We start from the raw sequence: 20,585 nt of genomic DNA on the forward strand, positions 1-20,585 counted from the left end.
CGTCGATCAAGCTAGCGTGGCCCGAGACAGGTCCCGCTCAACTCTGCGTCACGCCAAATCACGCCGCCGAGATCGTGTCAGCATCGCCGCGAGGCGCGCCAGGCGGTGCGCGTTAGTACGGACGATTGGGCGCGATCGCCTCACGACACCTGAGGTCCAGCCGCCTAGATTCCGATCCTGGTAGTCACGCTTTGACGAGAATCGGAGACAACAATGATTACAGAAGTTGAGAATAGAATGACGCCAACGGGAAACCGGGCTCTTGTGACCGAGCAGGCAACGCAAAACGAGTCCGATCCCGCCTTGGGAGTTGGGCGGCCTGGAATTCCGGTTCCGCTTCATTGTTTGCCAGTGACGGATGCCACAGTTCTTGAGTTGTACGAATATGTTTTCGCGCCTTGGGTGAAAATGCTCGGCCTTCGCGAGTTCAAGGTCTGCCCGGGCATCGTGTCCGCGATGCTTCCACAAAATGATGCGCTCAAATTGTCAAGCTGCGCGGTATGTGGCCAGGCAATTATGGCGGCCATTGACTCGGTTGCATCACTGTCCGTGGGCACGACGGGGCTCATCACTAAAGGCACCGTGTATCAGCACACTCACTTCCTGCGTCCAGCCGTCAACGATGACTATCACGTAAGAGCAGAAGTATTGCGCTTTGGCAAAGCGTCGGCCTTCACGGAAACCCGCGTTTCGTTTGCGTCTACGGGAAAGTTGGTTGCACACGCCAGCCTGGAATTCGCCTTCTGACTCGCATCCAAGGCTTCATCACCCCAACCCGCCGCTCCCGACGTCTGTTCAAGCTCGTTCTCGGACATTCCGGTCGCGGTACGCCGCCAGTTCCTGACCAGCCATACCGGCTGATCGTCTCGCATTGACCCGCAACCCTCATCACCGGAGGCAAACCATGACCAGGACTATTCTCATTACCGGCACATCGAGCGGCTTCGGCCGCGAAACCGCGGAAAAGCTGGCGCGCGACGGCTATCGCGTGTTTGCCGCGATGCGCGACATCGCCAGCCGCAATCGCAGCCACGCCGACGCGCTGCGAAGCCAGAAAATAGGCGTCGTGGAACTCGACGTTACCGATGACGGCTCGGTCGATCGCGCCATTGCTTCTATCCTCGCCGAGGCCGGCAAGATCAACGTGCTGGTCAACAACGCCGGCATTGCGTCGGTCGGCGTAACCGAAGCCTTCACGGCGGATCAGGCGAAGGCGATCTTCGACACCAACGTCATCGGGTTCCTCCGCGTTACGCGGGCAGTGCTGCCTTCGATGCGTCGGGAGCGCGAAGGCCTCATTATCAACATGGGCTCCGTCCTCGGCCGGGTGACGTTCCCCTTCGTCGGCATCTACGGCGCGAGCAAGATGGCGATCGAAGCTTTGACCGACAGCATTCGGCTGGAGGTCTCCCAACTCGGCGTAGACGTGGTGGAAGTTCAGCCTGGCGCTTACCCGACAAGCCTGTACTCGAGCATCCAGAGGCCTGCCGACGGCGACATCACGAAGTCCTACGGCGAGGTCGGCCAGATTCCCGACGCCATTTACAAGACCTTCACGTCAATGTTGCAGGGAAAGGACGCTCCGAAGCCTCACGACATTGCCGAGGCCGTCGCCAAGCTCGTCGGCCAGGCGAAGGGCAGTCGCGCCGCTCGGACGGTGGTGGGCACGTCGTTCGGTGCTGACAAGATCAATGCCGACATCGCGCCCGTCCAGAGGGCCGTCGTCGACGGTCTGGGCCTCGGGCATCTCGAAAAACTCGCGTGATGGAGTGTTCAGGGTCGGCGCCTGCCGTCGACCCGTCCTCACGCGGCAGCACGCTGGCGGGCGCGCCCTGCCAGGAATAGGCCCTCGAAAGAATGAAGAAGCCAGGACGAATATCGCCAAAGCTTAACAAGGAGAGCTCAAATGCCTCTGTGGCATATTTACTGTCCGGAGAATGCGTACTCAGCCGAGGACAAGTGCGCGCTTGCGACGCGTATCACGGACCTCTACGCGGGTGTCGGCTTGCCCCGGTTCTATGCAAGCGTTGTCTTTCACGAATTGCCGAGGAACTCGTTTTTTATCGGCGGAAAGGCAACGAACGATTTTGTCAGGATTTGGATTGATCAGATTGCTCGCGCAACTGCTCCCGAGCGGCGAGCGTGGTGGCTGGAGCGCGTCAACACTATGCTCAATCCCTTCACACGCGAGCGGGGTTATCGCTGGGAGGTCCACATTGACGAAACGCCAATCGATTTCTGGACCATCCAAGGAATGAAGCCGCCTGACCCCGATTCTGAGGCTGAAAAGCACTGGGTCAAAGAGGACCGCCCGTCAGCATATAGCTGAGTGTGGGCGCAACCTTCAGCGAGCTGATCGCGGCGATGGGTATCAATCCGCCAAACTTCGGCGGCGCGAACGCCAAAATGCCGAAAGGCGCCGGGCGGACGTAATACCGCCCGGCCGGCTCGTCGCAGTGTTCTGCAGCCTCGACGCTTTACAGGGTTTTATGTCGCAACCCAAAGGAGATCGCTATGTCGATCCGTAGCCTGCTTGTTGCCGCAGCGTTCGCCTCTCTGCAGCCCGCCCACGCCGATGGCCTGCGTCCGATTGATGCCATGAGCGTCGACGTTGGCGAACTGTCCGGTGTCGCCTACTACACCGTAGAGCGCGACGGATTCCATGTCGTAACGACCCTTGCACAGGGCATGACGGGAACGCCGATCCGTGTTGTGTGTGTTCTTGCACCGGGTCAGAGCGTGGCGTTCTCAACACCGCACCAGGTAAATGCGCTCGAAATCAGCCGGAACGGCGACAGCGTGCTCGTCCGCAAGGTGAAATCGGTCTCGAACTAATTTCCGGCCAAATGGCGCCTTCCCAGCGAACGGGAAGGGCGATGAGCGTGATCAGCGGCAGAGCGGTCCATCGCATTTTCGCCGAACCTGCTTCATCCGATCTATTTGAATTAGGAGTAGCCGAACATGAAGGAAGCCATTCTGCGCTCCGGCATCGACCGTCGCACCCTGCTCACGACGTTGGCGTTGCTTCCAGCCCTATCTGCGCCGCCGTTATCCGTCTCCGCGTCGGCCTGACCGCTTCGCGGCGCGGGGTGGCAGCGAGCGGTGCGTGCCGGTACCGGTGAAAGGGCGCCTGCGGCTCACGACATCAAGCTTCCAGAGCCTTAGCTTCATTCAAAGCATCGAATCTAAATTGTGTTTGGAAGACAAATGCCCCTGTCAGTCATATGGCTCGTCACGTCCTTTGCGATCAGGCTGCTAGTCGTTCACTTCAAGCTTGTCATCCTTCTCAGGTCTCGCGCGAAGGCGCGCCTTCGGGGATCGGGCGCCCAAGGGCGCGAGAGCGGGCGAGACGTCGTCCTGGCTGATGAAGACTTCCCGCCAAACGGATGCCCGAACGGACCATCTCCTGCCCGCACGAACAGTCGCTTGCGGCTGAAGTGAAAGCGTTGAAACCGAGGGAACATTCGCCATGCTTGGCTTAATGATGCAAACTCCGTTGCTCCTGTCGTCCATTCTCATGCACGCGGCGCGCTCCTTTCCCGATGTCGAGATCGTCTCCCGAACTCCCGACAAGCCCGATCACATCACGAGCTACAGCGGCCTTCTCGAGCGCAGCTCTCGGCTCGCAAATGCATTGGACTCGATCGGCATTAAGCCAGGCGATCGCGTGGCGACCTTAGCCTGGAATAGCTATCGGCATCTGGAGCTATACTTCGGCATCTCCGGAATGGGAGCCGTTTGCCACACGATCAATCCAAGGCTGTTCGTGGACCAGATCATATACATCATCAACCACGCCGAAGATGCGGTTGTATTCTTCGATCTGGCTTTTATCGATCTCGTACACTCTTTAATGCCGCAATGTCCGACTGTTGAAGCGTGGATATATCTGGGCGAGGCTGGCGACGCAAAGATCGTGGGAGCCAAAGGCTTCCCATCCTATGAAGGATTTCTCTCCGGGTGCTCGGAAGCCTATGCATGGCCGGAGTTCGACGAGAACACGGCATGCGGGCTGTGCTACACGTCGGGAACGACAGGAAACCCAAAGGGTGTGCTGTATAGCCATCGCAGCGCCGTGCTGCATTCCTGCGCCGCAGCGCTCCCAGACGCTTGTCGCATTTCTCTGGATGACACGGTCGCGCTTGTCTCGCCGATGTTCCACGCAATGTCTTGGGGAATGCCGTATTGTGCAACGGCGACGGGTTCGAAGCTGGTGATGGCCGGCCAAAACGTCGACGGTGAGAGCCTGCACAGGTTGTTCGAGGACCACGGGGTGACTTTCGCCGGCGGCGTGCCGACGGTCTGGCTGGGCTATGTTCGATACCTGCAAAGCGCCGGCGTGAAGCCGACGACGCTCAATCGCGCGCTGATCGGTGGCACGGCATGTCCGGCCTCCCTGATGGAAACGCTGCAGGACGAATACGGAGTAGAAGTTCTGCATGGCTGGGGCATGACGGAAACCAGCCCGCTCGCGACGATCTCGAAGCCACTGCGCAAGCACATGACCTCGTCGAGAGCTGAACGGCGGTCTCGCCAGGTCAAACAAGGACGTGCGCTTTTCGGGGTCGAAATCGGCATTCGCGATGGCAACAACAGAAAACTCCCCCACGATGGCAAGGCCGTTGGCGACCTCGTGGTTCGGGGGCCCTGGATTGCCCGCGCTTATTACAAGATGCCGGAAAGCGAGCGTGCCGATGGCTGGTTTTTCACGGGTGATGTCGTCACGATCGACAGCGACGGTTATATGCAGGTTACGGATCGCTCGAAGGACGTCATCAAGTCCGGAGGCGAATGGATATCGTCTATCGAACTCGAAAACCTGGCGATGGCCCACCCCGAAATCGTCGAAGCGGCGGTGATTGGTATTGCGCATCCAAAATGGGACGAACGCCCGCTCGTGCTTGCGGTCCGGCGCCAGGGATCGAGGCTCAAGGCGCAAGATCTCCTGACCTTTTACGAGGGCAAGATCGCGAAGTGGTGGATGCCGGACGATGTTCTGTTCGTCGACGAGCTTCCGCACGGGGCGACCGGAAAAGTCCTGAAGACCAAATTGCGCGAGCTTTACGGAAACCGCGATTCCGCAGCGATCAGCCAGACGCGCAACCCGCCCGCCGCCGAAGCCAACGGAGGTCCCTATGTCAGTCCGCAGCTCGCTTCTCGCAGCCGCCGTCACCTTCGCCTCACTCGGAGCCGCACACGCTAACGGCCTGCGGCCGATCGAGGGCCTGAGCATCAATCTCGGCGATGTATCCGGCGTCGCCTACTACACGGTCGAGCCCGATGGATTCCGCGTCGTCACGACTCTTGCACAGGGTGAAGCGGGAACGCCGATCCGCTTTGTGACAGTACTGGCGCCCGGTCAGCGCGTCGTTGTCTCAACGCCATACCAGGCCGCGCTCGAAATCAGCCGAAAGGGCGATGAACTGCTCGTCCGCAAGGCGAGCACGTTCTCCAATTGACTGTCAATTGGCATGCAAGCGCCGACGTGAAGGAGCCAAAGATGTCCACGATTCATCTCCGCCAGCCATTTGGGCGGCGCAGGCAGGATCGGCCTTCAGGTCGGGATCAAGCCTGATCCGCGAAAGCTTTCGATCAGCGCATCGAACAATTTCAGGTCGGCGCGGCTCCGCGCCATCAGTTGCGCGCCGGCAACGGCCGCGTAGATCGCGCGCGCCCTTGCTTCACGCTTGCTGGCGGGAATTGAAGCCGCAGCGAGCATCCTGGTCAGCCATGCCACGTTGACATCGGCGAAAGCCTGCACCTCGGTTTTCACCGCGTCCGGCAGATCATCATATTCGGCCGCCATGAAGCTGCAGAGGCACATGCGATTGTCCTGCTCGAGCGATCGACGAAAAAGTCCCGGATAGGCCCGGAGCGCTTTTCTTGGATCTCCGTTCGCTTTTGAAAGAGCTTCGAGGTTCGCTGCCGTATCTTCCCAATAGCGTCTCGCCACCGCTGCTCCCAGCTCCGCCTTACCTGGGAAGTGGTGGTAGATGCTCGCAGCCTTGATGCCGACTTCAGCTCCGATGTCGCGGAAGTTCAACCCGCCATATCCGTGGGCCTGCGCTGTCCTGCGCGCCGCGGCCAGGATTGCTTCCCTCGCATTTTCGCTCATCGTGATCACCTTAACGTGTCCCTACCAAATGACAGGTAGGGATTGAAGTCCATAAATGCGAGAGACATGTCCAGCCTACCAAATGGCAGGTAGGACAGATATGATGGATAACATCGTTAGAATGGACGCCACGCGCATCGCCCAGCTGATCGCTCAACGGGAGCTTTCGCCGGTCGAGGTCATGCGGGCGCATCTCGACCGCATCGCGACGGTCAATCCCAAGCTGAACGCGATCGTGACGCTGGCCGATGGCGCTATGGAAAGCGCCGGGAAGGCCGAGGCGGCGGTGATGTCGGGCGCCCAGCTCGGCCCTCTCCATGGCGTTCCGTTCACGGTCAAGGATGGGATCGACACGGCGGGTGTGCTGACACAGCGCGGCTCGCCGATTTTCAGGGGGCGCGTGCCTGACACTGATGCCACCGTCGTGGCCAGGCTGAAGGCCGCCGGCGCCATTCTCATCGCAAAGACGAACCCGCCCGAATTTTCCTATTCGATCGAAACCGACAATCTCCTGACGGGCCAAACCAACAACCCCTGGAACCTCGACTACACGCCGGGCGGATCGAGCGGCGGTGAATCCGCTGCCATCGCAGCGGGCATGTCGCCACTCGGTGTGGGCAGCGATCTCTCGATCTCTTTGCGCGGCCCGGCAGCGCATACCGGTGTCGTCGGATTTAAAGCGACTCACGGTCGAATGCCGATGACGGGCCATTGGCCTCGGGTGCCGCGCCGTTTCTGGCACATCGGTCCGATGGCGCGTTCCGTTCGCGATGTGGTGCTCGCTTATTCCTTGATGGCAGGACCTGACGGTGCCGACGGCTTCTCGGTCAGCTCGCCCAGCCTCGATACAGGGGTAGGTACGAAATCGGCCCGTGAGCTTCGCGTGGGCTGGATGGCCTCTCCGGGCTTCTTCGGACCCATCGATCCGGAAGTGGTCGCGACCGTGAAGGCAGCGGCACATGCGCTGAGCAATGCCGGCTGCCACGTCGAACAGGTCCGGTTGCCGGTCGTGGAGCAGACCGATGCCAACAGCGTCCTCTGGCAGCTCCAGCAGATGGAATCCCGGCGCCAGTTCGAGAAGGTCACCGCCGGCCATGAGGCCGAGATCTTCAGGCACGCCAAACTGGTCCTTGATGCACCTGATACGCCGATCGTCGACTTCGTCGCCGCCGAGCAGGCCATAGAGCGCCTTCGCGATAGCTTCGCCGAATACTTCCAGCGCTACGATGTGCTACTCTGCCCGGTAACCCCGTTCCCGGCGACCAAGCATGGTCTCAATGACCTCGTGGTCGATGGTGTGACGGTTTCACCCTTTCACGTCATGAGCGCCACATCACCGTTCAGCCTGACGGGAATGCCCGCTCTATCAATGCGGTTTGGAACGAGCCACGATGGCCTTCCGATCGGCGTACAAATCGTCTCCTCCTGGCTGGCGGAATCGACGGTGCTCAAGGTCGCCTCGCTCCTCGAGGAGGTGAGCCCCGTTCGCGACCTTCATCCGACGATCTGACGATGAAAGGGCGGGATCCATCCCGCCCTCTCCCCTGAGAGCATCCACCATGAAGGATGAGCTGACGATATCGCGGCTTGCTCAATCAACCGACGGTCACGTTCAATTGCGTCGCAAATCCTGGTGCGCTCCGGTCATTGTTCCCGTCCATAGGTTCGCTATCGGTTGCCGCTCCCTTCCCTTATGAAGTTCCCGCGCGCGCCGGACCATCACCGGAAGCAGGACGTCATGAAGGCACACAGCAGCGCTCTCGAAGAGGCCGAGAAGGATGATCAGAATGAACATTCAAGTCTCGCTCACACCGACGCGCAGCCGATCGACCTGAATTCCCTGCAGACATTCGTCGCTGTCGTGCGCGCCGGCGGATTTGCGGCGGCAGCCCGCGAAACCAACACGCCGAGGTCGTCCGTCAGCTTGCGCATCCGCAGCCTGGAGGCGGCGCTCGGTGCGCGGCTCTTCAAGAGGTCCACGCGCGCTTTTGCCCTCACGGCCGCAGGACGAGAACTCTACCAGCGTTCGGCTGGCGCGCTTGCCCTGCTTGTCAACGCGCTCCGGGGGGTAAGCGGTGCTGACGACCCATATGCCGGCGAAATCCGCATCACGCTGCCGGCCGACTTTCCGGTCAGGATCGTGGCAGCCGCGATCGGGGATTTCAGAAACGAACACCCCAATGTGCGCTTTGAGGTGTCGCTCACGAACGACGTGCTCGATCTCATCTCCCAGGATATTGATATTGCGCTCCGCATCGGAGCGGCCAATCCTCAGGAAGCCCTGATCAAGGGCGCAATCGACATGAAGTTTGGTCTTTATGCGAGCGCAGACTATGTGAGCAGTCACGGGATCCCCGTCGATATTCGCGACGCGTCGACCTTGATCGGGCCATCGAGGCGTGAATTGCTGCGCCTCCTATCCCGCTCCTTGCCGGGCGGGGCGACGTGGCCCGCCTTTCATGTCGCGGTCGACTCCTTCGCTCTTGCTCGTGAACTTGTGCTGAATCACCAGGGGATTGGTCTGCTTCCGGAAGCCCTCTGCAGAGTGGAATACGCATCGGGGCTCGTCGTGCCGGTTTTGCCAGAGCAGTTCTCCGGGACGATCCGCCTGCATCTCACATATCCTTCGCGGGCCGATCTAAGCGCCAAGGTCGCGGATTTTACCCGTGTGTTCGAGCGACACCTTGCAGCTGCGGGGCGGTGATTTCCGTTGTTGTCGTTATTCATGCCGACAGTTTGAGGTGGACCGTTCGGGCAGCAGAACTGGTCTTCGGGAAACTCCGATGCCAATTGGCCAGAACTACAGCCGCTGTGGCTTGCGGAGGGGGACTAATCCGCGGCCCTCCCGCATGCAATCTATCGAGCTCCGAAGTCAATGGAGCCTTGGCCAATGCAGAGCGTCATCACGACGAAGTTCGAAACGACCGAATTTGCCGGTCTCACGACGAAAATTATCAATCCGCAGGAAAGCCCGTTCACGGTGCTGGACATGACCATCAAGCCGGGCTTCGGCGCACCCGCCCACATCTCCGAGGAGGAGGACAAGCTGTTTGTCCTCCTGGAGGGCCAGGTGAAATACCTCGTGGGAGACCAGACCGAGGTCGCTGGACCCGGTTCGCGGATTCTCGTGCCGAGAGGAGTTGTTCACGGCTTCACCAATGAGGGGCCGGCCGACGCGAGACACATCCTCGTCTCCACGCCGCGTCGTCACGAGGAATTCTTCCGCGATCTGCACAGGATCCCCGAGCCGCGCGAGCAGCACATGGACATGCTGCCGACGATCGCAGCGCGCAACGGCCAACGGATAGTTGGTCCGCTCCCATGATACGATGGGCAGCACCGAACGCGCGTCTCGCCGCGATTTCGCCGTCCCTAAGCGAGCTTCCATCTCCCGTCCCCCGCGCGCTTCAGCGCGGGGTCGTTCACCCGCACATGCTCGGCGAGAAAATCGATGAACGCGCGCACGCGCGCGGGCAGGGGCGCGGTGTGGCCGACATAGACGGCGTGGATGTCTTCGCGGTCGCCGGGATTGTAGCTTTGCAGCACCGGGACGAGGCGGCCCGATTCGATGTCGGGGCCGATGTGGAAGAGGGCGAGGCGGGCGAGGCCGACGCCGCCGAGGGCGAGGCGGCGGGCGATTTCGCCGTCGCTGGCGCGCGCGGCCGGTGGCGGCATGGCTTCCTCGGTGCGGTCGCCGCGCCGGAATGGCCAGCCGCCGCGGATGCGCGGAAAGGTCCAGCCGATGCCGCGGTGCTCAGTGAGATCCGCCGGCGTCTTCGGTGTGCCGAAGCGCGCCAGATAGTTTGGGGTGCCGACGACGACCATGCGGCTGGTGCCGAGCTTTCGCGCGACCAGGCGTGAAGCTTTCAGGGGCCCGACGCGGATGGCAATATCGGCCCGTTCCTGCATCAGGTCGATCAGCGTGTCGGTCAGCACGAGATCGAGTGTGACCTCGGGATGCCGTTCCAGGAAGCGGGGAATCAGCGGTAGGACGTGCAGCATGCCGAAGGGAATGTTGCAGTTGACCGTGAGGCGGCCGCGCGGCGCGGCGCCTGAAGCCGCCTCGCGCTCGGCCTCTTCCATCTCTCCGAGAATGCGCACGGCGCGCTGGTAGAAGGCTTGGCCCTCCTCCGTCAGCGTCAGCTTGCGCGTGGTGCGGTTGATCAGCCGCGAGCCGAGGCGCGTCTCCAGCCGCGAGATCAGCTTGCTGACGCCCGACGGGGTCAGGCGCAGCTTTCGCGCGGCCTGGGTGAATCCGCCGAGATCCACGACGCGGACGAAAACCTCCATCTCGGCGGAGCGGTTGGTGTCGAAACGGGCCATGTTGAATTCACGTCACAAATGATTGGATTGCGGACATCCTAATGGTTTTGCCGCGCTGCGGCTATCTGCGTGGCTCGTCCCTCGCATTGGAGCCACGCATGCCTCCCGCCGTCCTCGCCCTCACCGCCGGTGCCTTCGGCATCGGCACCACCGAGTTCATCATCATGGGCCTGTTGCTCCAGGTCGCCGCCGACATGCACGTCTCCGTGCCGGTCGCGGGGCTGCTGATCTCCGGCTATGCGCTCGGTGTCTTCGTCGGCGCGCCTGTGCTGACGCTGGCGACGCGGCGGATGCCGCGGAAAACCGTGCTGCTGGCGCTGATGGCGATCTTCACGCTCGGCAACGCGGCTTGCGCGCTGGCGCCGAACTACGAGTTGCTGATGGCGGCGCGGGTGCTGACCTCGCTCGCCCACGGCACCTTCTTCGGCGTCGGCTCGGTGGTCGCCACCAGCCTCGTCGCGGAGGACAAGCGCGCCTCGGCGATTGCGACCATGTTCATCGGCCTGACGGTCGCGACACTCCTGGGCGTGCCCTTCGGCGCCTGGTTCGGCCTGATGCTCGGCTGGCGCGCGGCATTCTGGGCGGTGACGGTGATCGGCGTGATCGCCTTCGCAGTGGTGGCCACATTCGTGCCCGGCCATGTCGGCAATGGCGACAAGCCGATCTCGCTCTCCGAGGAGGTCGCGGTGCTCGGCCGGCCGCAGGTGCTGCTCGGCCTCGCCATGACCGTGTTCGGCTTTGCCGGCCTGTTCGTCGTCTTTACCTATATCCAGCCGATCCTGACGCGCTTCACCGGTTTCTCGGAAGCCGCGGTGTCGCCGATCCTGCTGGTGTTCGGTGCAGGTCTCGCGATCGGCAACGTCGCCGGCGGCAAGCTCGCCGATCGCGGCCTCGCGCGTGCCCTGATCGGCACGCTCGCCGCGCTCGCCATCGTGCTGCTTGGCCTTGCCGCCGTGCTGTCGGTCAAGATCGCAGCCATCGCGCTGATCCTGCTGCTCGGCATCGCGGCCTTTGCGACCGTCGCGCCACTCCAGCTTCGCGTGCTGGAAGCCGCCGGCCCCAGCGGCCGCACGCTCGCCTCCAGCCTCAACATCGCCGCCTTCAATCTCGGCAACGCGCTCGGCGCCTGGGCGGGCGGCGTCACCATCGATCGCGGGCTCGGTCTCTCCGCGCTGCCGCTGGTCGCGGCCGGCATCACGGCCGTCGGTCTCGTGCTCGCGCTATGGAGCCTTCAGCTCGATCGAACGCAGCCCGCAGTCGCGGCGTGCCCGGCGGAATAGGAGAATGATCATGGAATATCGCAATCTCGGCGCTTCCGGTCTCAGGGTACCCGTCCTCAGCTTCGGCACCGGCACGTTTGGCGGCCAAGGCCCGCTGTTCTCGGCCTGGGGCCGCAGCGGCGCCGACGAAGCGCGCAGGCTGGTCGATATCTGCCTCGATGCCGGCGTCAATCTGTTCGACAGCGCCGATGTCTATTCGAACGGCGCGTCAGAGGAAATCCTCGGCGCCGCGATCAGGGGACGCCGCGACAAGGTGCTGATCTCCACCAAGATGAGCCTGCCGATGGGCGACGGTCCGCTCGATGCCGGCTCATCGCGGTATCGTCTGGTCGCCTCGGTCGAAGCTGCGCTGCGCCGGCTCGGTACCGATTACCTCGATCTGCTCCAGCTCCATGCCTTCGATGCGTTCACGCCGATCGAGGAGGTGCTGTCCACCCTCGATACGCTCGTACGCGCCGGCAAGCTGCGCTATGTCGGTGTCTCCAATTTCGCCGGCTGGCAGCTGATGAGGTCGCTCTCAATCGCCGACCGGCACGGCTGGCCGCGCCATGTCGCGCATCAGGTTTATTATTCGCTGCTCGGCCGCGACTACGAATGGGAGCTGATGCCGCTCGCACGCGACCAGGGCGTCGGCGCGCTGGTCTGGAGCCCGCTGGGCTGGGGCCGGCTCACCGGCAAGATCCGGCGCGGAAGGCCGCTCCCTGCGAACAGCCGTCTGCACGCCACCGCGCAGTTCGGCCCGCCCGTGGACGACGAGCGGCTCTATGCCATCGTCGACGTGCTTGATATGATCGCCGCGGAGACCGGCCGCACCGTGCCGCAAATCGCGATTGCCTGGCTGCTGGCGCGTCCCACCGTATCCTCGGTGATCGTCGGCGCCCGCGATGAAGCGCAGTTGCGCGACAATCTCGGCGCGGTTGGCTGGTCGCTGAGCGCTGCGCAGATCGCGCGTCTCGACGAGGTCAGCGCCGTGATGCCGCCTTATCCCTACTACCCCTATCGCATCCAGGAAGGCTTTACGCGCCTCAATCCGCCGCTGGTGTGACGAACGACTAGTAAAAAGCCGCGATCGCCGTCGCGATTCCCGCGGGAAGATTCGGCTCGTTCTTCAGCGTGTCCAGAAACGCGGGATCGCCTGATACCGTGAGGCCATCCAGCTTGATCGGGTGCAGCGGCTCGGCCGCTGCCGCGACCGCCGCCAAATCCGGACCGGTCCTGACGCCGTTATATTCCAGCCGCGGGCGGAGCTGGACATTGTTGCCGAACTGCTCGTCGAGCGCGAGGCGCCATCCGGTGCGTGACACCGCTCCGCGGGCGATCGCATCGCTCATGGCGAGGCTGTGCGGTTGCAAGGTGCCGAGATTGCCGAGCGCGGCACGGAGGCGGCTCGTCGCCTCCGCCAGCGTGATCCTCTCGATCCCGGGATCCTGGTCGGGCGAGGTGAAGTCGATCACCCGCGCGCTGCTGCCGATCTTGAGCGCCTCGCCGATTCCGCCCGCCTTCTGCATGACCGTCTTCGTCCCATAACGGGCTCGTCCGCCGATGGTGACCAGAACGATGTCCTGCTCGCGCGATTTGATCAGATGAGCGTAGGGATCGCCGGTGACTCCCTTCACGACCAGAAGGTCGGCGAACTTGCTGCTGGCGATCGTTCCCAGCTTCGCATCCCACTTGAGGATCGCGGCCGGATTGCGCGTCGCCATCGAGATGATGTCGTAGTCGCTGAAGCCGAGATTGAAATGCGCGGATACGACCTTGACCGCCTTCAGCTCGCCGAGCAGGTTCTTGCTGCCGGACGGCGACCAGTCCGAACCGAGCGCAATGGTGAGGCCGGCCGTGCGTGCGGCGACGACGTCGGTCGTTTTCCCATAGAGCAGCAGATTGCTCAGGGGAGACCAGACGACCTTGGCATGGTTTTCGGCCATCGTTCCGAAGTCGGTCGCATCGAGTGCCGTGCAATGAATGCCGGCCAGCGACGGCTCGATCGCCCAATCTCCCTCGGAATTGCGCAAGGCGAGGAAGTGGCTATGCGCCTTGATGTCGATGCCTTCGCTGAGATGCAGCAGGAAGCACGATGACGATTTCAGCTCGTTGTCGAACTTCGCCCAATCCTCGGCATCTATGTCCGGAATCTTCGAGTGGGCCTTCGGCAGATCGGGCGGGCTGCCGATCTCGGCGGCGCGCAACGCGCCCTTGTAATATTTGTGGATCGTGCCGCTCCAGTTCGACAGCGTGATCCCCTGGCTCGTCGTGGTCCCTGCGACCATGCACTTGGCTTCGACATAGCGGACCAGGGCCGGCAGCAGCGAGCCGTCGTCGGCCAGCGCGATCGCGCTCATGGGGCCGGTGACCGACGTCTTGTACGATTTGGCATTCTGCCATTGGTCGCGATTGCCGTAGGGCTGCGGCACGCGCCAGAGCGGCAGGATGTTGTAGCTCAGGTGATTATGCAGCTCGATCAGGCCAGGATAGATGGTGCCGCCGGTCGCCACTGCAACGACGGCCTCGAAGCCTGCCGGGGCCGGCTGTCCCTTGGGTACGATCGCCGCGATGCGATTGTCCTCGATGAAGATCGTCCCGCTCTTGATGACGTCGCCCTCGGCGGTCATCGTCACGATCCGCCCGCTCAGGGCCCATCGCTTCGGGTTGGCAGCCGGGCTCATGGGATCACTCCGTCGGGGATGGTGATCGTGATCGTGCGCCGCTTGGTGGCCGCGTCGGCGCCCTGGCGCACGGCCCATGGCGTGTCTCCGCGCATCCACGCCGGCAGTCCGGCGGGAAGATCCTTTGCGATGATGTCGAAGAGCTCGCTCGGCTTGAAGGCGTCGCCATACGGCACGAGCGTCGTCGGCACGTCGGGATGCTGGACCTCAGGTGCGAGAGCCGCGAGCGCGGCGTTCCACTTGGTCAGCATGGTCTTGGTGTTCGCGGCCCGCGTCGCGTTATCGTGGGCCGAGCTTTCCGGCCAGGTCGGGTGCGTGATGTGCTGATAGGCGAGGGTCTTGTAGGCCGCGCCGTCGGGCGTCTTGAGCCAGGCCTTCCAGGCCTCGTCGGCGAGGCCGCCGAGCGAGACAACGGCTTCGATATTGCCCGGCGCAAGCACGGCCTTGAACCATTTGTTGCGATACTCGACGATGCCCGGCTCGTTCTTGTGCTTGTTGCCGCCGCTCTGCCCGTAGACGCTGTACAGGAAGGTGTTCACCATCACATAGCTCCGCGTGATGCCGAGCTTGGCGAGAAAGCCCTGAGTGCGGCGCCCCGCGGTGCCGACCAGAATTCTGCGCACGATCGTCTCGTGCTGGGCGGGATCCTGACCGACGACGAGCACGCGCGCCGATCCGTCGAGCCGGCCGCGGTAAAAGATCGGCCCCCATTCAATCCGGAAATCGTCGGGATCGTAGGTTTCAGCGGCCGGATAGTCGGCGCACAGATCGCGGAAGGGTTGTTGGTCGTATCCGCTGTCGAATTCCACGAGCATGGCAAATGCTCCGATGCGTCGCTGTCAGAATAGCTACGTCAAAAACCTAATCGCCATGGCACAATCTTGATGGCACAATCTTGGCGGTGGTTTGTTCCACCATTCAACCAGTATATGGGTCAGGACAGCGGGGCCAAAGGTTCATGCGCGTCACTCGCGCCGGCCCGTGGCAGAGCGTCGCGGCGACGCGCCATGCAGAAACGCGCCTGTACACGCTCGCGTGATCTCCATAACCTCCGCCGCGCAATTTTTTGGAGATGCGGCGTGGCGAAGAAGACGGCGACGAAGAAGAAAAGTGTTGCAAGGAAAGTAACGAAGACCTCGGTCAAGGCGAGCACCGCCCGCAAGGTGGCCGTTGCGAAGGCGGCCAAGAAGACGGTCAAGAAGCCGGCACCGCGTAAGGCGGCCACGGCACGTCGTCCGAAAGGTTCGGTCTGGCAATGGTCCGCGGTCGACACCGCAGCCGCGATCCGCAACGGCGCAATCTCCGCGGTCGAGACCGTCGAAGCGCATCTCGAACGGATGCGCGCCGTCAATCCGCGGCTGAACGCGGTTGTCGTCGATCTCAGCGAGGAAGCACTGAAGGCTGCGCATGCGGCCGACAAGCAGCGCGCCAGGGGCGGCGCGTTCGGCCTGCTGCACGGCGTGCCCATCACGATTAAGGAGAATGTCGACTACGAAGGCCGGCCGAATTTCAACGGCGTGCCCGCCAACAGGGATTTTGTCGCGCCGTCGGACTCGCCCGTGGTGCGCAATCTCAAGAAAGCCGGCGCGATCGTCATCGGCCTCACCAATACGCCGGAATTCTCCTTCCGCGGCTTCACCGACAATCCGCTGCACGGGCTGACGCTGAACCCCTGGGACCCGAACATCACCTGCGGCGGCTCCTCGGGCGGCGCGGGCTCGGCTGTCGCCGCCGGCATCGGCACCATCGCCCATGGCAACGACATCGGCGGCTCGCTGCGCTGGCCGGCGCATTGCAATGGCGTCGCCACCATCAAGCCGACGCAGGGCCGCATCCCAGCCTTCAACGGAAGCGCCACGGCCGAGCGGCCGATGCTGGCGCATCTGATGTCGGCGCAGGGCCCGCTCGCCCGTCACGTCGGCGACGTCCGCCTCGCGCTCGATGTGATGAGCCAGCGCGATCCGCGCGATCCCTGGTGGGTGCCGGCGCCGCTGGCCGGGCCGAAGCCGAAGGGACCGATCAAGGTCGCACTGGCCAGGATCCCGGAGGATATGGACGTCGATCCGTCCGTCCGCGGGGCGCTGCGTCAGGCCGCCGATCACCTGGAGCGTTCCGGCTATCGCGTGACCGAGGTCGATGTCCCCGACATCGATGGGGTCTGGCAGACCTGGTGCGACATCATCACCAACGAGACCGTGGTGATGCAGGAGGCCGGCATGCTGAAGGTGACGTCCGAGGACTTCCACAAGGCCTGGGGCGGCATGAAGACCAAGGCCAACGTGCTCGATCTCAAGGCCTGGATGCAGGCGACGGCCGCACGCAACGGCCATATCCGCGCCTGGCAATTGTTCTTCGAGGAGTATCCGGTCGTGCTGGCGCCGACCACGGTGAAACCGACGCCGGGACCGCGCGACGACACCGTCAGCGCCGATCGCGTGAAGGAAATTTTCTGGGGCGAGATCCGCTTCATCTCCGCCATCAACGTGCTGGGCCTGCCCGGCGCGGTGGTGCCGGTGGCCCTGCATGACGGCAAGCCGATCGGCGTGCAGCTCATTGCGGGACGCTATCGCGAGGACCTCGCGCTCGATGCGGCGGCCGCGATCGAGAAGCGTGCCGGTGTGCTCGCCCACCGGCTCTGGGAGACGATGGAGTAAGGTGAAGATCCCACCCTCTCCCACGACGAGGGGAGAGGGTGGGATAGGCGGCCTTGGGCCTCCGTCCTTGGAACGCCGATGCTTTGGCGCAGCGGCGAGGCTGAGGCGTACGAATTCATTAATCCAATTCGATTCAAGTTTTAGCCAATTCACCAACAATCGTTAGGGTTACTTCCTCGATCTCTAGGCGAATTATTGTCCGCTTTACCACCCGCCTCTAACAGAGGAACGGCGGACAACGCACATGCCTCATACAGGCCAATAAGTGCGGCCCGCTCCACGCGGAGGTGGCACGATGCGCAACGAGACGATCGCTATTCACGCCGGCTACGAGCCCGAAGCCACCACGCACGCGGTTGCGGTGCCGATCTACCAGACCGCGGCCTATGCCTTCGACAGCGCCGATCACGGCGCCGCGCTCTTCAATCTCGAGGCCGAAGGTTTTCGCTACAGCCGCATCGCCAATCCGACCAGCGCGGTGCTGGAGAAGCGTATCGCCCAACTCGAAGGCGGCGTCGGCGCGCTTGCGGTCGCGACCGGCCAGGCTGCGCTGCATTTCGCCTTCGTCAACGTCGCCGATCACGGCGGCAACATCGTTTCCGTGCCGCAGCTCTACGGCACCACGCACACGCTGCTCTCGCACATCCTGCCGCGGCAGGGCATCACCGGCCGTTTCGCCGAGAGCGACAAGCCGGATGCGATCGCAAAACTGATCGACGAGAACACGCGCGCCGTGTTCGCCGAGACCATCGGCAATCCCGCCGGCAATGTCTGCGACATCGAGGCTCTCGCCAAGATCGCGCATGCGCATGGCGTGCCGCTGATCGTGGACAACACCGTCGCGACCCCGATCCTGCTCAAGCCGTTCGATTACGGCGCCGACATCGCCGTGCATTCGCTGACCAAGTTTCTGGGCGGCCACGGCACCACGCTCGGTGGTGCGATCGTCGATTCCGGAAATTTCCCCTGGGCGAAGCACGCCGACCGCTTCCCCGGCTACAACAAGCCGGACGCCTCCTATCACGGCCTCGTCTATGCCGAGCGCTTCGGCAAGACCGCCTATATCGAGCGCGCGCGGAGTATCTATCAGCGCACCATGGGCTCGGTGCTGTCGCCGTTCAACGCCTTCCTGCTGCTCCAGGGCATCGAGACCGTCGCGCTGCGCATGGAGCGTCATGTCGAGAACGCCCGCAAGGTCGCCGAATTTCTGCGCAAGGACTCGCGCGTTGCCTGGGTCAACTACACCGGCTTTCCGGACAGCCCCTATTACCCGCTCGTTCAGAAATACCTCGACGGTAATGCCTCCTCGCTGTTCACCTTCGGCATCAAGGGCGGCATGGAAGCAGGCAAGACCTTCTACGATGCGCTGAAGCTGATCACGCGCCTGGTCAATATCGGCGATGCCAAGTCGCTGGCGTGCCATCCGGCCTCGACCACCCACCGGCAGATGTCGGCGGAGCAGCAGCGCGTCGCCGGCGTGCTGCCGGAGACGATCCGCCTGTCAATCGGCATCGAGCATTCCGCAGATATCATCGAGGACATCGACCAGGCGCTCGAGAAAGCCTGCCCGTCGGCACGCCTCCAGGCCGCGGAGTAGGCGACCGCGCCGATGACGATCTTGATCGACAGGGATCAAGGTATATCGAGCCCGGCGCTGGTGCCGGCCGAGGGCGATCTCGCGCGCGACCACGGTTTCGCCGATCTCACGATCGGTCTGATCAACAACATGCCGGATCCGGCGCTGAAGGCGACCGAGCGGCAGTTCATGAAGCTGCTCCAGGCGGCTGCAGGTCCGCGCCGCATCCGTTTCCATTGTTTCTCGCTGCCCTCGGTGAAGCGGTCGCCCGAGGCGAAGTGGCATGTCGAAAGCGAATATTCGGAACTCAGCGAGCTCAGGCACCACAAGTTCGACGGGCTGATCGTGACCGGCGCCGAGCCGGTCGCGCCCGAGCTCGACCAGGAGCCGTATTGGCGCGACCTCACCGACCTGATCGACTGGGCCAAGGTCAACACGCGCTCGACGATCTGGTCGTGCCTCGCCGCGCATGCGGCGGTGCTGCATCTCGACGGCATCGCGCGGCGGCGGCTCCCGGCCAAATGTCACGGCATTTTCGACTGCGAAGCTGCGACGAACGATGCGCTGACGCGCGCTGCGCCTGCGCCCCTCAAGGTCTCGCATTCCCGCCTGAACGAGATCGCCGAGAGCGACCTCACGCAGGCCGGCTACCAGGTGCTGACGCGTTCGGCAAAGGCCGGCGTCGATATCTTCGTCAGGCAATATGCCAGCCGCTTCGTGTTCTTCCAGGGCCACCCGGAATACGATGCGCTATCGCTTCAGCGCGAATATCTGCGCGATATCGGCCGCTATCTCGCGCGCGAGCGCGAGGCTTATCCGCACCTGCCCGTGAGTTATTTTGACGCAGCGACCGAAGAGAAGCTCGCCCGCTTCGAGAAGAAGGCGACCCAACAGCGCCACCCCGCGCTCACCAACGAACTGCCTGCGCTGAATCTGCGCGCCGATATCGCCGCTGGCAGCGCCGCGGCGGCGCTTTTCCGCAACTGGCTGCAATATCTCGGTGCGGAAGCCGATATTTCGGTCCTGGCACGCTAGACGAAGGGCGTTGGTTCCGCATTAGGATTACCCGGGCGTTAGGCTTGCCTCTACCAGTGCACGAATGTTTCAGTAGAGAAACAAGGGAATCGCAGGAAACGCAGTCGTGTGGTCGGCACTCCAGGGACGCGTGAGCAATCGGCTGGCCCGGCATTTTCGTGCCGCGCCGCACCGGCTGCCTGCGCATGCGCCGATGGTGAGCTTTACGTTTGACGACGCGCCCGATAGCGCTGCAGGCGAGGGCGCCGAGCTTCTCGAGGGGCATGGCGGCCGCGGCACCTATTACCTCGCCGGCAGCCTGATCGATCGTCCGTCGGATCATTGGCACGGCCTGTCGAACGACGCGATCGTGCGGCTTCACCTGGCCGGTCACGAGATTGCCTGCCATACCTTTTCGCACCAGAGCTCGGCCGATCTCGACGAGGCCGCCATGGCGCGCGAGATCGAGCGTAACCGCAGCCATTTCCACGCCATCGATTCCTCGATCGTGCTGGAGAACTTCGCCTACCCCTATGGAATCGCCTCGGTCTGGCGCAAGCCGCAGCTTGCAAAGGCCTTTCGCTCGGCGCGCGGCATCCTCCCCGGCGTCAATCGCGACGTCATCGACCTCCAGTTCCTGCGCGCCTCGCCTCTGGTCGATCGCGAGATCGATATTGCGGGCGTCGATCGCTATTTCGACGAGGCGGTGGCAAGCGGCGGATGGCTGATCTTCTACGGCCACGACGTCGCCAACGCGCCAAGCCCCTACGGCTGCACGCCGCACCTGATGCGCCATGCGCTGGAGGCGGCCGGGAAGCGCGACATGCCGATCGTGACGGTCGCGGAAGCGCTGCGACGGATCGGGGCGTAGCTTCTTCTTCCTTCTCCCCTTGCGGGAGAAGGTGGCATAGGCGGCCTTCGGCCGCCGTTCCTAGGAACGCCGAAGCAAAGCTTCGGCTA

The 20,585-nt window shown here is 63.1% G+C and carries 19 protein-coding genes; 15 read left to right on the forward strand and 4 right to left on the reverse strand.

Annotated features, from left to right (window positions below):
• Positions 1–213: 213 nt before the first annotated feature.
• The 6 genes from ABIA90_RS08650 to ABIA90_RS08675 all read left to right on the forward strand — a co-directional run bounded on the left by ABIA90_RS08650 (position 214) and on the right by ABIA90_RS08675 (position 5,459).
• Entirely contained in the window at positions 214–747 is a 534-nt protein-coding gene (locus tag ABIA90_RS08650; protein ID WP_354118547.1) for a PaaI family thioesterase, read from the forward strand.
• Between the two features lie 157 nt (positions 748–904).
• Entirely contained in the window at positions 905–1,765 is an 861-nt protein-coding gene (locus ABIA90_RS08655) for an SDR family oxidoreductase (protein WP_247314738.1), read from the forward strand.
• A gap of 141 nt (positions 1,766–1,906) precedes the next feature.
• Positions 1,907–2,329, forward strand: a complete 423-nt coding sequence (locus ABIA90_RS08660; protein ID WP_354118548.1) for a tautomerase family protein — start codon at positions 1,907–1,909, stop codon at positions 2,327–2,329.
• A 185-nt stretch (positions 2,330–2,514) separates the two neighbouring features.
• The gene (locus ABIA90_RS08665) at positions 2,515–2,835 is read left to right on the forward strand and encodes a hypothetical protein (protein WP_085403633.1); all 321 of its coding nucleotides are present in this window, start codon (positions 2,515–2,517) and stop codon (positions 2,833–2,835) included.
• A 634-nt stretch (positions 2,836–3,469) separates the two neighbouring features.
• Positions 3,470–5,203, forward strand: coding sequence for a long-chain-fatty-acid--CoA ligase (locus ABIA90_RS08670; protein WP_354118549.1), 1,734 nt, complete (start codon positions 3,470–3,472; stop codon positions 5,201–5,203).
• Positions 5,136–5,459, forward strand: coding sequence for a hypothetical protein (locus ABIA90_RS08675; RefSeq protein ID WP_354118550.1), 324 nt, complete (start codon positions 5,136–5,138; stop codon positions 5,457–5,459). The genes ABIA90_RS08670 and ABIA90_RS08675 overlap by 68 nt, the downstream gene beginning before the upstream one ends.
• A gap of 95 nt (positions 5,460–5,554) precedes the next feature.
• Here ABIA90_RS08675 and ABIA90_RS08680 read toward each other — a convergent pair whose 3' ends face one another.
• Positions 5,555–6,115, reverse strand: coding sequence for a TetR/AcrR family transcriptional regulator (locus tag ABIA90_RS08680; RefSeq protein ID WP_354118551.1), 561 nt, complete (start codon positions 6,113–6,115; stop codon positions 5,555–5,557).
• Positions 6,116–6,215: 100 nt separating this feature from the next.
• On the opposite strand from ABIA90_RS08680, the gene ABIA90_RS08685 reads away from it, so the two are divergent.
• From ABIA90_RS08685 to ABIA90_RS08695, 3 genes are all read left to right on the forward strand, one after another.
• The gene (locus tag ABIA90_RS08685) at positions 6,216–7,625 is read left to right on the forward strand and encodes an amidase (RefSeq protein WP_354118552.1); all 1,410 of its coding nucleotides are present in this window, start codon (positions 6,216–6,218) and stop codon (positions 7,623–7,625) included.
• 228 nt (positions 7,626–7,853) lie between these two features.
• Positions 7,854–8,819 (forward strand): LysR family transcriptional regulator, encoded by a 966-nt coding sequence (locus tag ABIA90_RS08690; protein WP_354118553.1) that lies wholly within the window; start codon positions 7,854–7,856, stop codon positions 8,817–8,819.
• Positions 8,820–9,005: 186 nt separating this feature from the next.
• Complete coding sequence (locus tag ABIA90_RS08695; RefSeq protein ID WP_014490468.1) at positions 9,006–9,440, forward strand: cupin domain-containing protein; 435 nt, start codon at positions 9,006–9,008, stop codon at positions 9,438–9,440.
• Positions 9,441–9,487: 47 nt separating this feature from the next.
• On the opposite strand, the gene ABIA90_RS08700 is transcribed toward ABIA90_RS08695, so the two are convergent.
• Positions 9,488–10,438, reverse strand: coding sequence for a LysR family transcriptional regulator (locus ABIA90_RS08700; protein ID WP_354118554.1), 951 nt, complete (start codon positions 10,436–10,438; stop codon positions 9,488–9,490).
• A gap of 98 nt (positions 10,439–10,536) precedes the next feature.
• Between ABIA90_RS08700 and ABIA90_RS08705 the strand changes: the two genes are divergently transcribed.
• Both ABIA90_RS08705 and ABIA90_RS08710 read left to right on the forward strand, forming a co-directional pair.
• Positions 10,537–11,718, forward strand: a complete 1,182-nt coding sequence (locus ABIA90_RS08705) for an MFS transporter (protein ID WP_354118555.1) — start codon at positions 10,537–10,539, stop codon at positions 11,716–11,718.
• Positions 11,719–11,728: 10 nt separating this feature from the next.
• Positions 11,729–12,763, forward strand: a complete 1,035-nt coding sequence (locus ABIA90_RS08710; protein WP_354118556.1) for an aldo/keto reductase — start codon at positions 11,729–11,731, stop codon at positions 12,761–12,763.
• A gap of 7 nt (positions 12,764–12,770) precedes the next feature.
• On the opposite strand, the gene ABIA90_RS08715 is transcribed toward ABIA90_RS08710, so the two are convergent.
• Positions 12,771–14,381, reverse strand: coding sequence for an amidohydrolase family protein (locus tag ABIA90_RS08715; protein ID WP_354118557.1), 1,611 nt, complete (start codon positions 14,379–14,381; stop codon positions 12,771–12,773).
• Positions 14,378–15,196, reverse strand: a complete 819-nt coding sequence (locus ABIA90_RS08720) for a uracil-DNA glycosylase family protein (RefSeq protein ID WP_354118558.1) — start codon at positions 15,194–15,196, stop codon at positions 14,378–14,380. The genes ABIA90_RS08715 and ABIA90_RS08720 overlap by 4 nt, the downstream gene beginning before the upstream one ends.
• Before the next feature lie 264 nt (positions 15,197–15,460).
• On the opposite strand from ABIA90_RS08720, the gene ABIA90_RS08725 reads away from it, so the two are divergent.
• The 4 genes from ABIA90_RS08725 (at position 15,461) to ABIA90_RS08740 (ending at position 20,496) form a co-directional block, all read left to right on the forward strand.
• The gene (locus tag ABIA90_RS08725) at positions 15,461–17,035 is read left to right on the forward strand and encodes an amidase family protein (RefSeq protein ID WP_354118559.1); all 1,575 of its coding nucleotides are present in this window, start codon (positions 15,461–15,463) and stop codon (positions 17,033–17,035) included.
• A gap of 295 nt (positions 17,036–17,330) precedes the next feature.
• On the forward strand, positions 17,331–18,632 hold the full coding sequence (locus ABIA90_RS08730; RefSeq protein WP_085403623.1) for an O-acetylhomoserine aminocarboxypropyltransferase/cysteine synthase family protein: 1,302 nt from the start codon (positions 17,331–17,333) through the stop codon (positions 18,630–18,632).
• Between the two features lie 12 nt (positions 18,633–18,644).
• Positions 18,645–19,646: a homoserine O-succinyltransferase MetA gene (metA, locus tag ABIA90_RS08735; protein ID WP_354118560.1), complete on the forward strand. Its 1,002-nt coding sequence runs from the start codon at positions 18,645–18,647 to the stop codon at positions 19,644–19,646.
• Positions 19,647–19,752: 106 nt separating this feature from the next.
• Entirely contained in the window at positions 19,753–20,496 is a 744-nt protein-coding gene (locus ABIA90_RS08740) for a polysaccharide deacetylase family protein (protein ID WP_354118561.1), read from the forward strand.
• Positions 20,497–20,585 lie beyond the last annotated feature (89 nt).

Origin of the sequence: Bradyrhizobium sp. LA6.8, assembly GCF_040547935.1 — a bacterium.
Lineage (GTDB): Bacteria > Pseudomonadota > Alphaproteobacteria > Rhizobiales > Xanthobacteraceae > Bradyrhizobium > Bradyrhizobium barranii.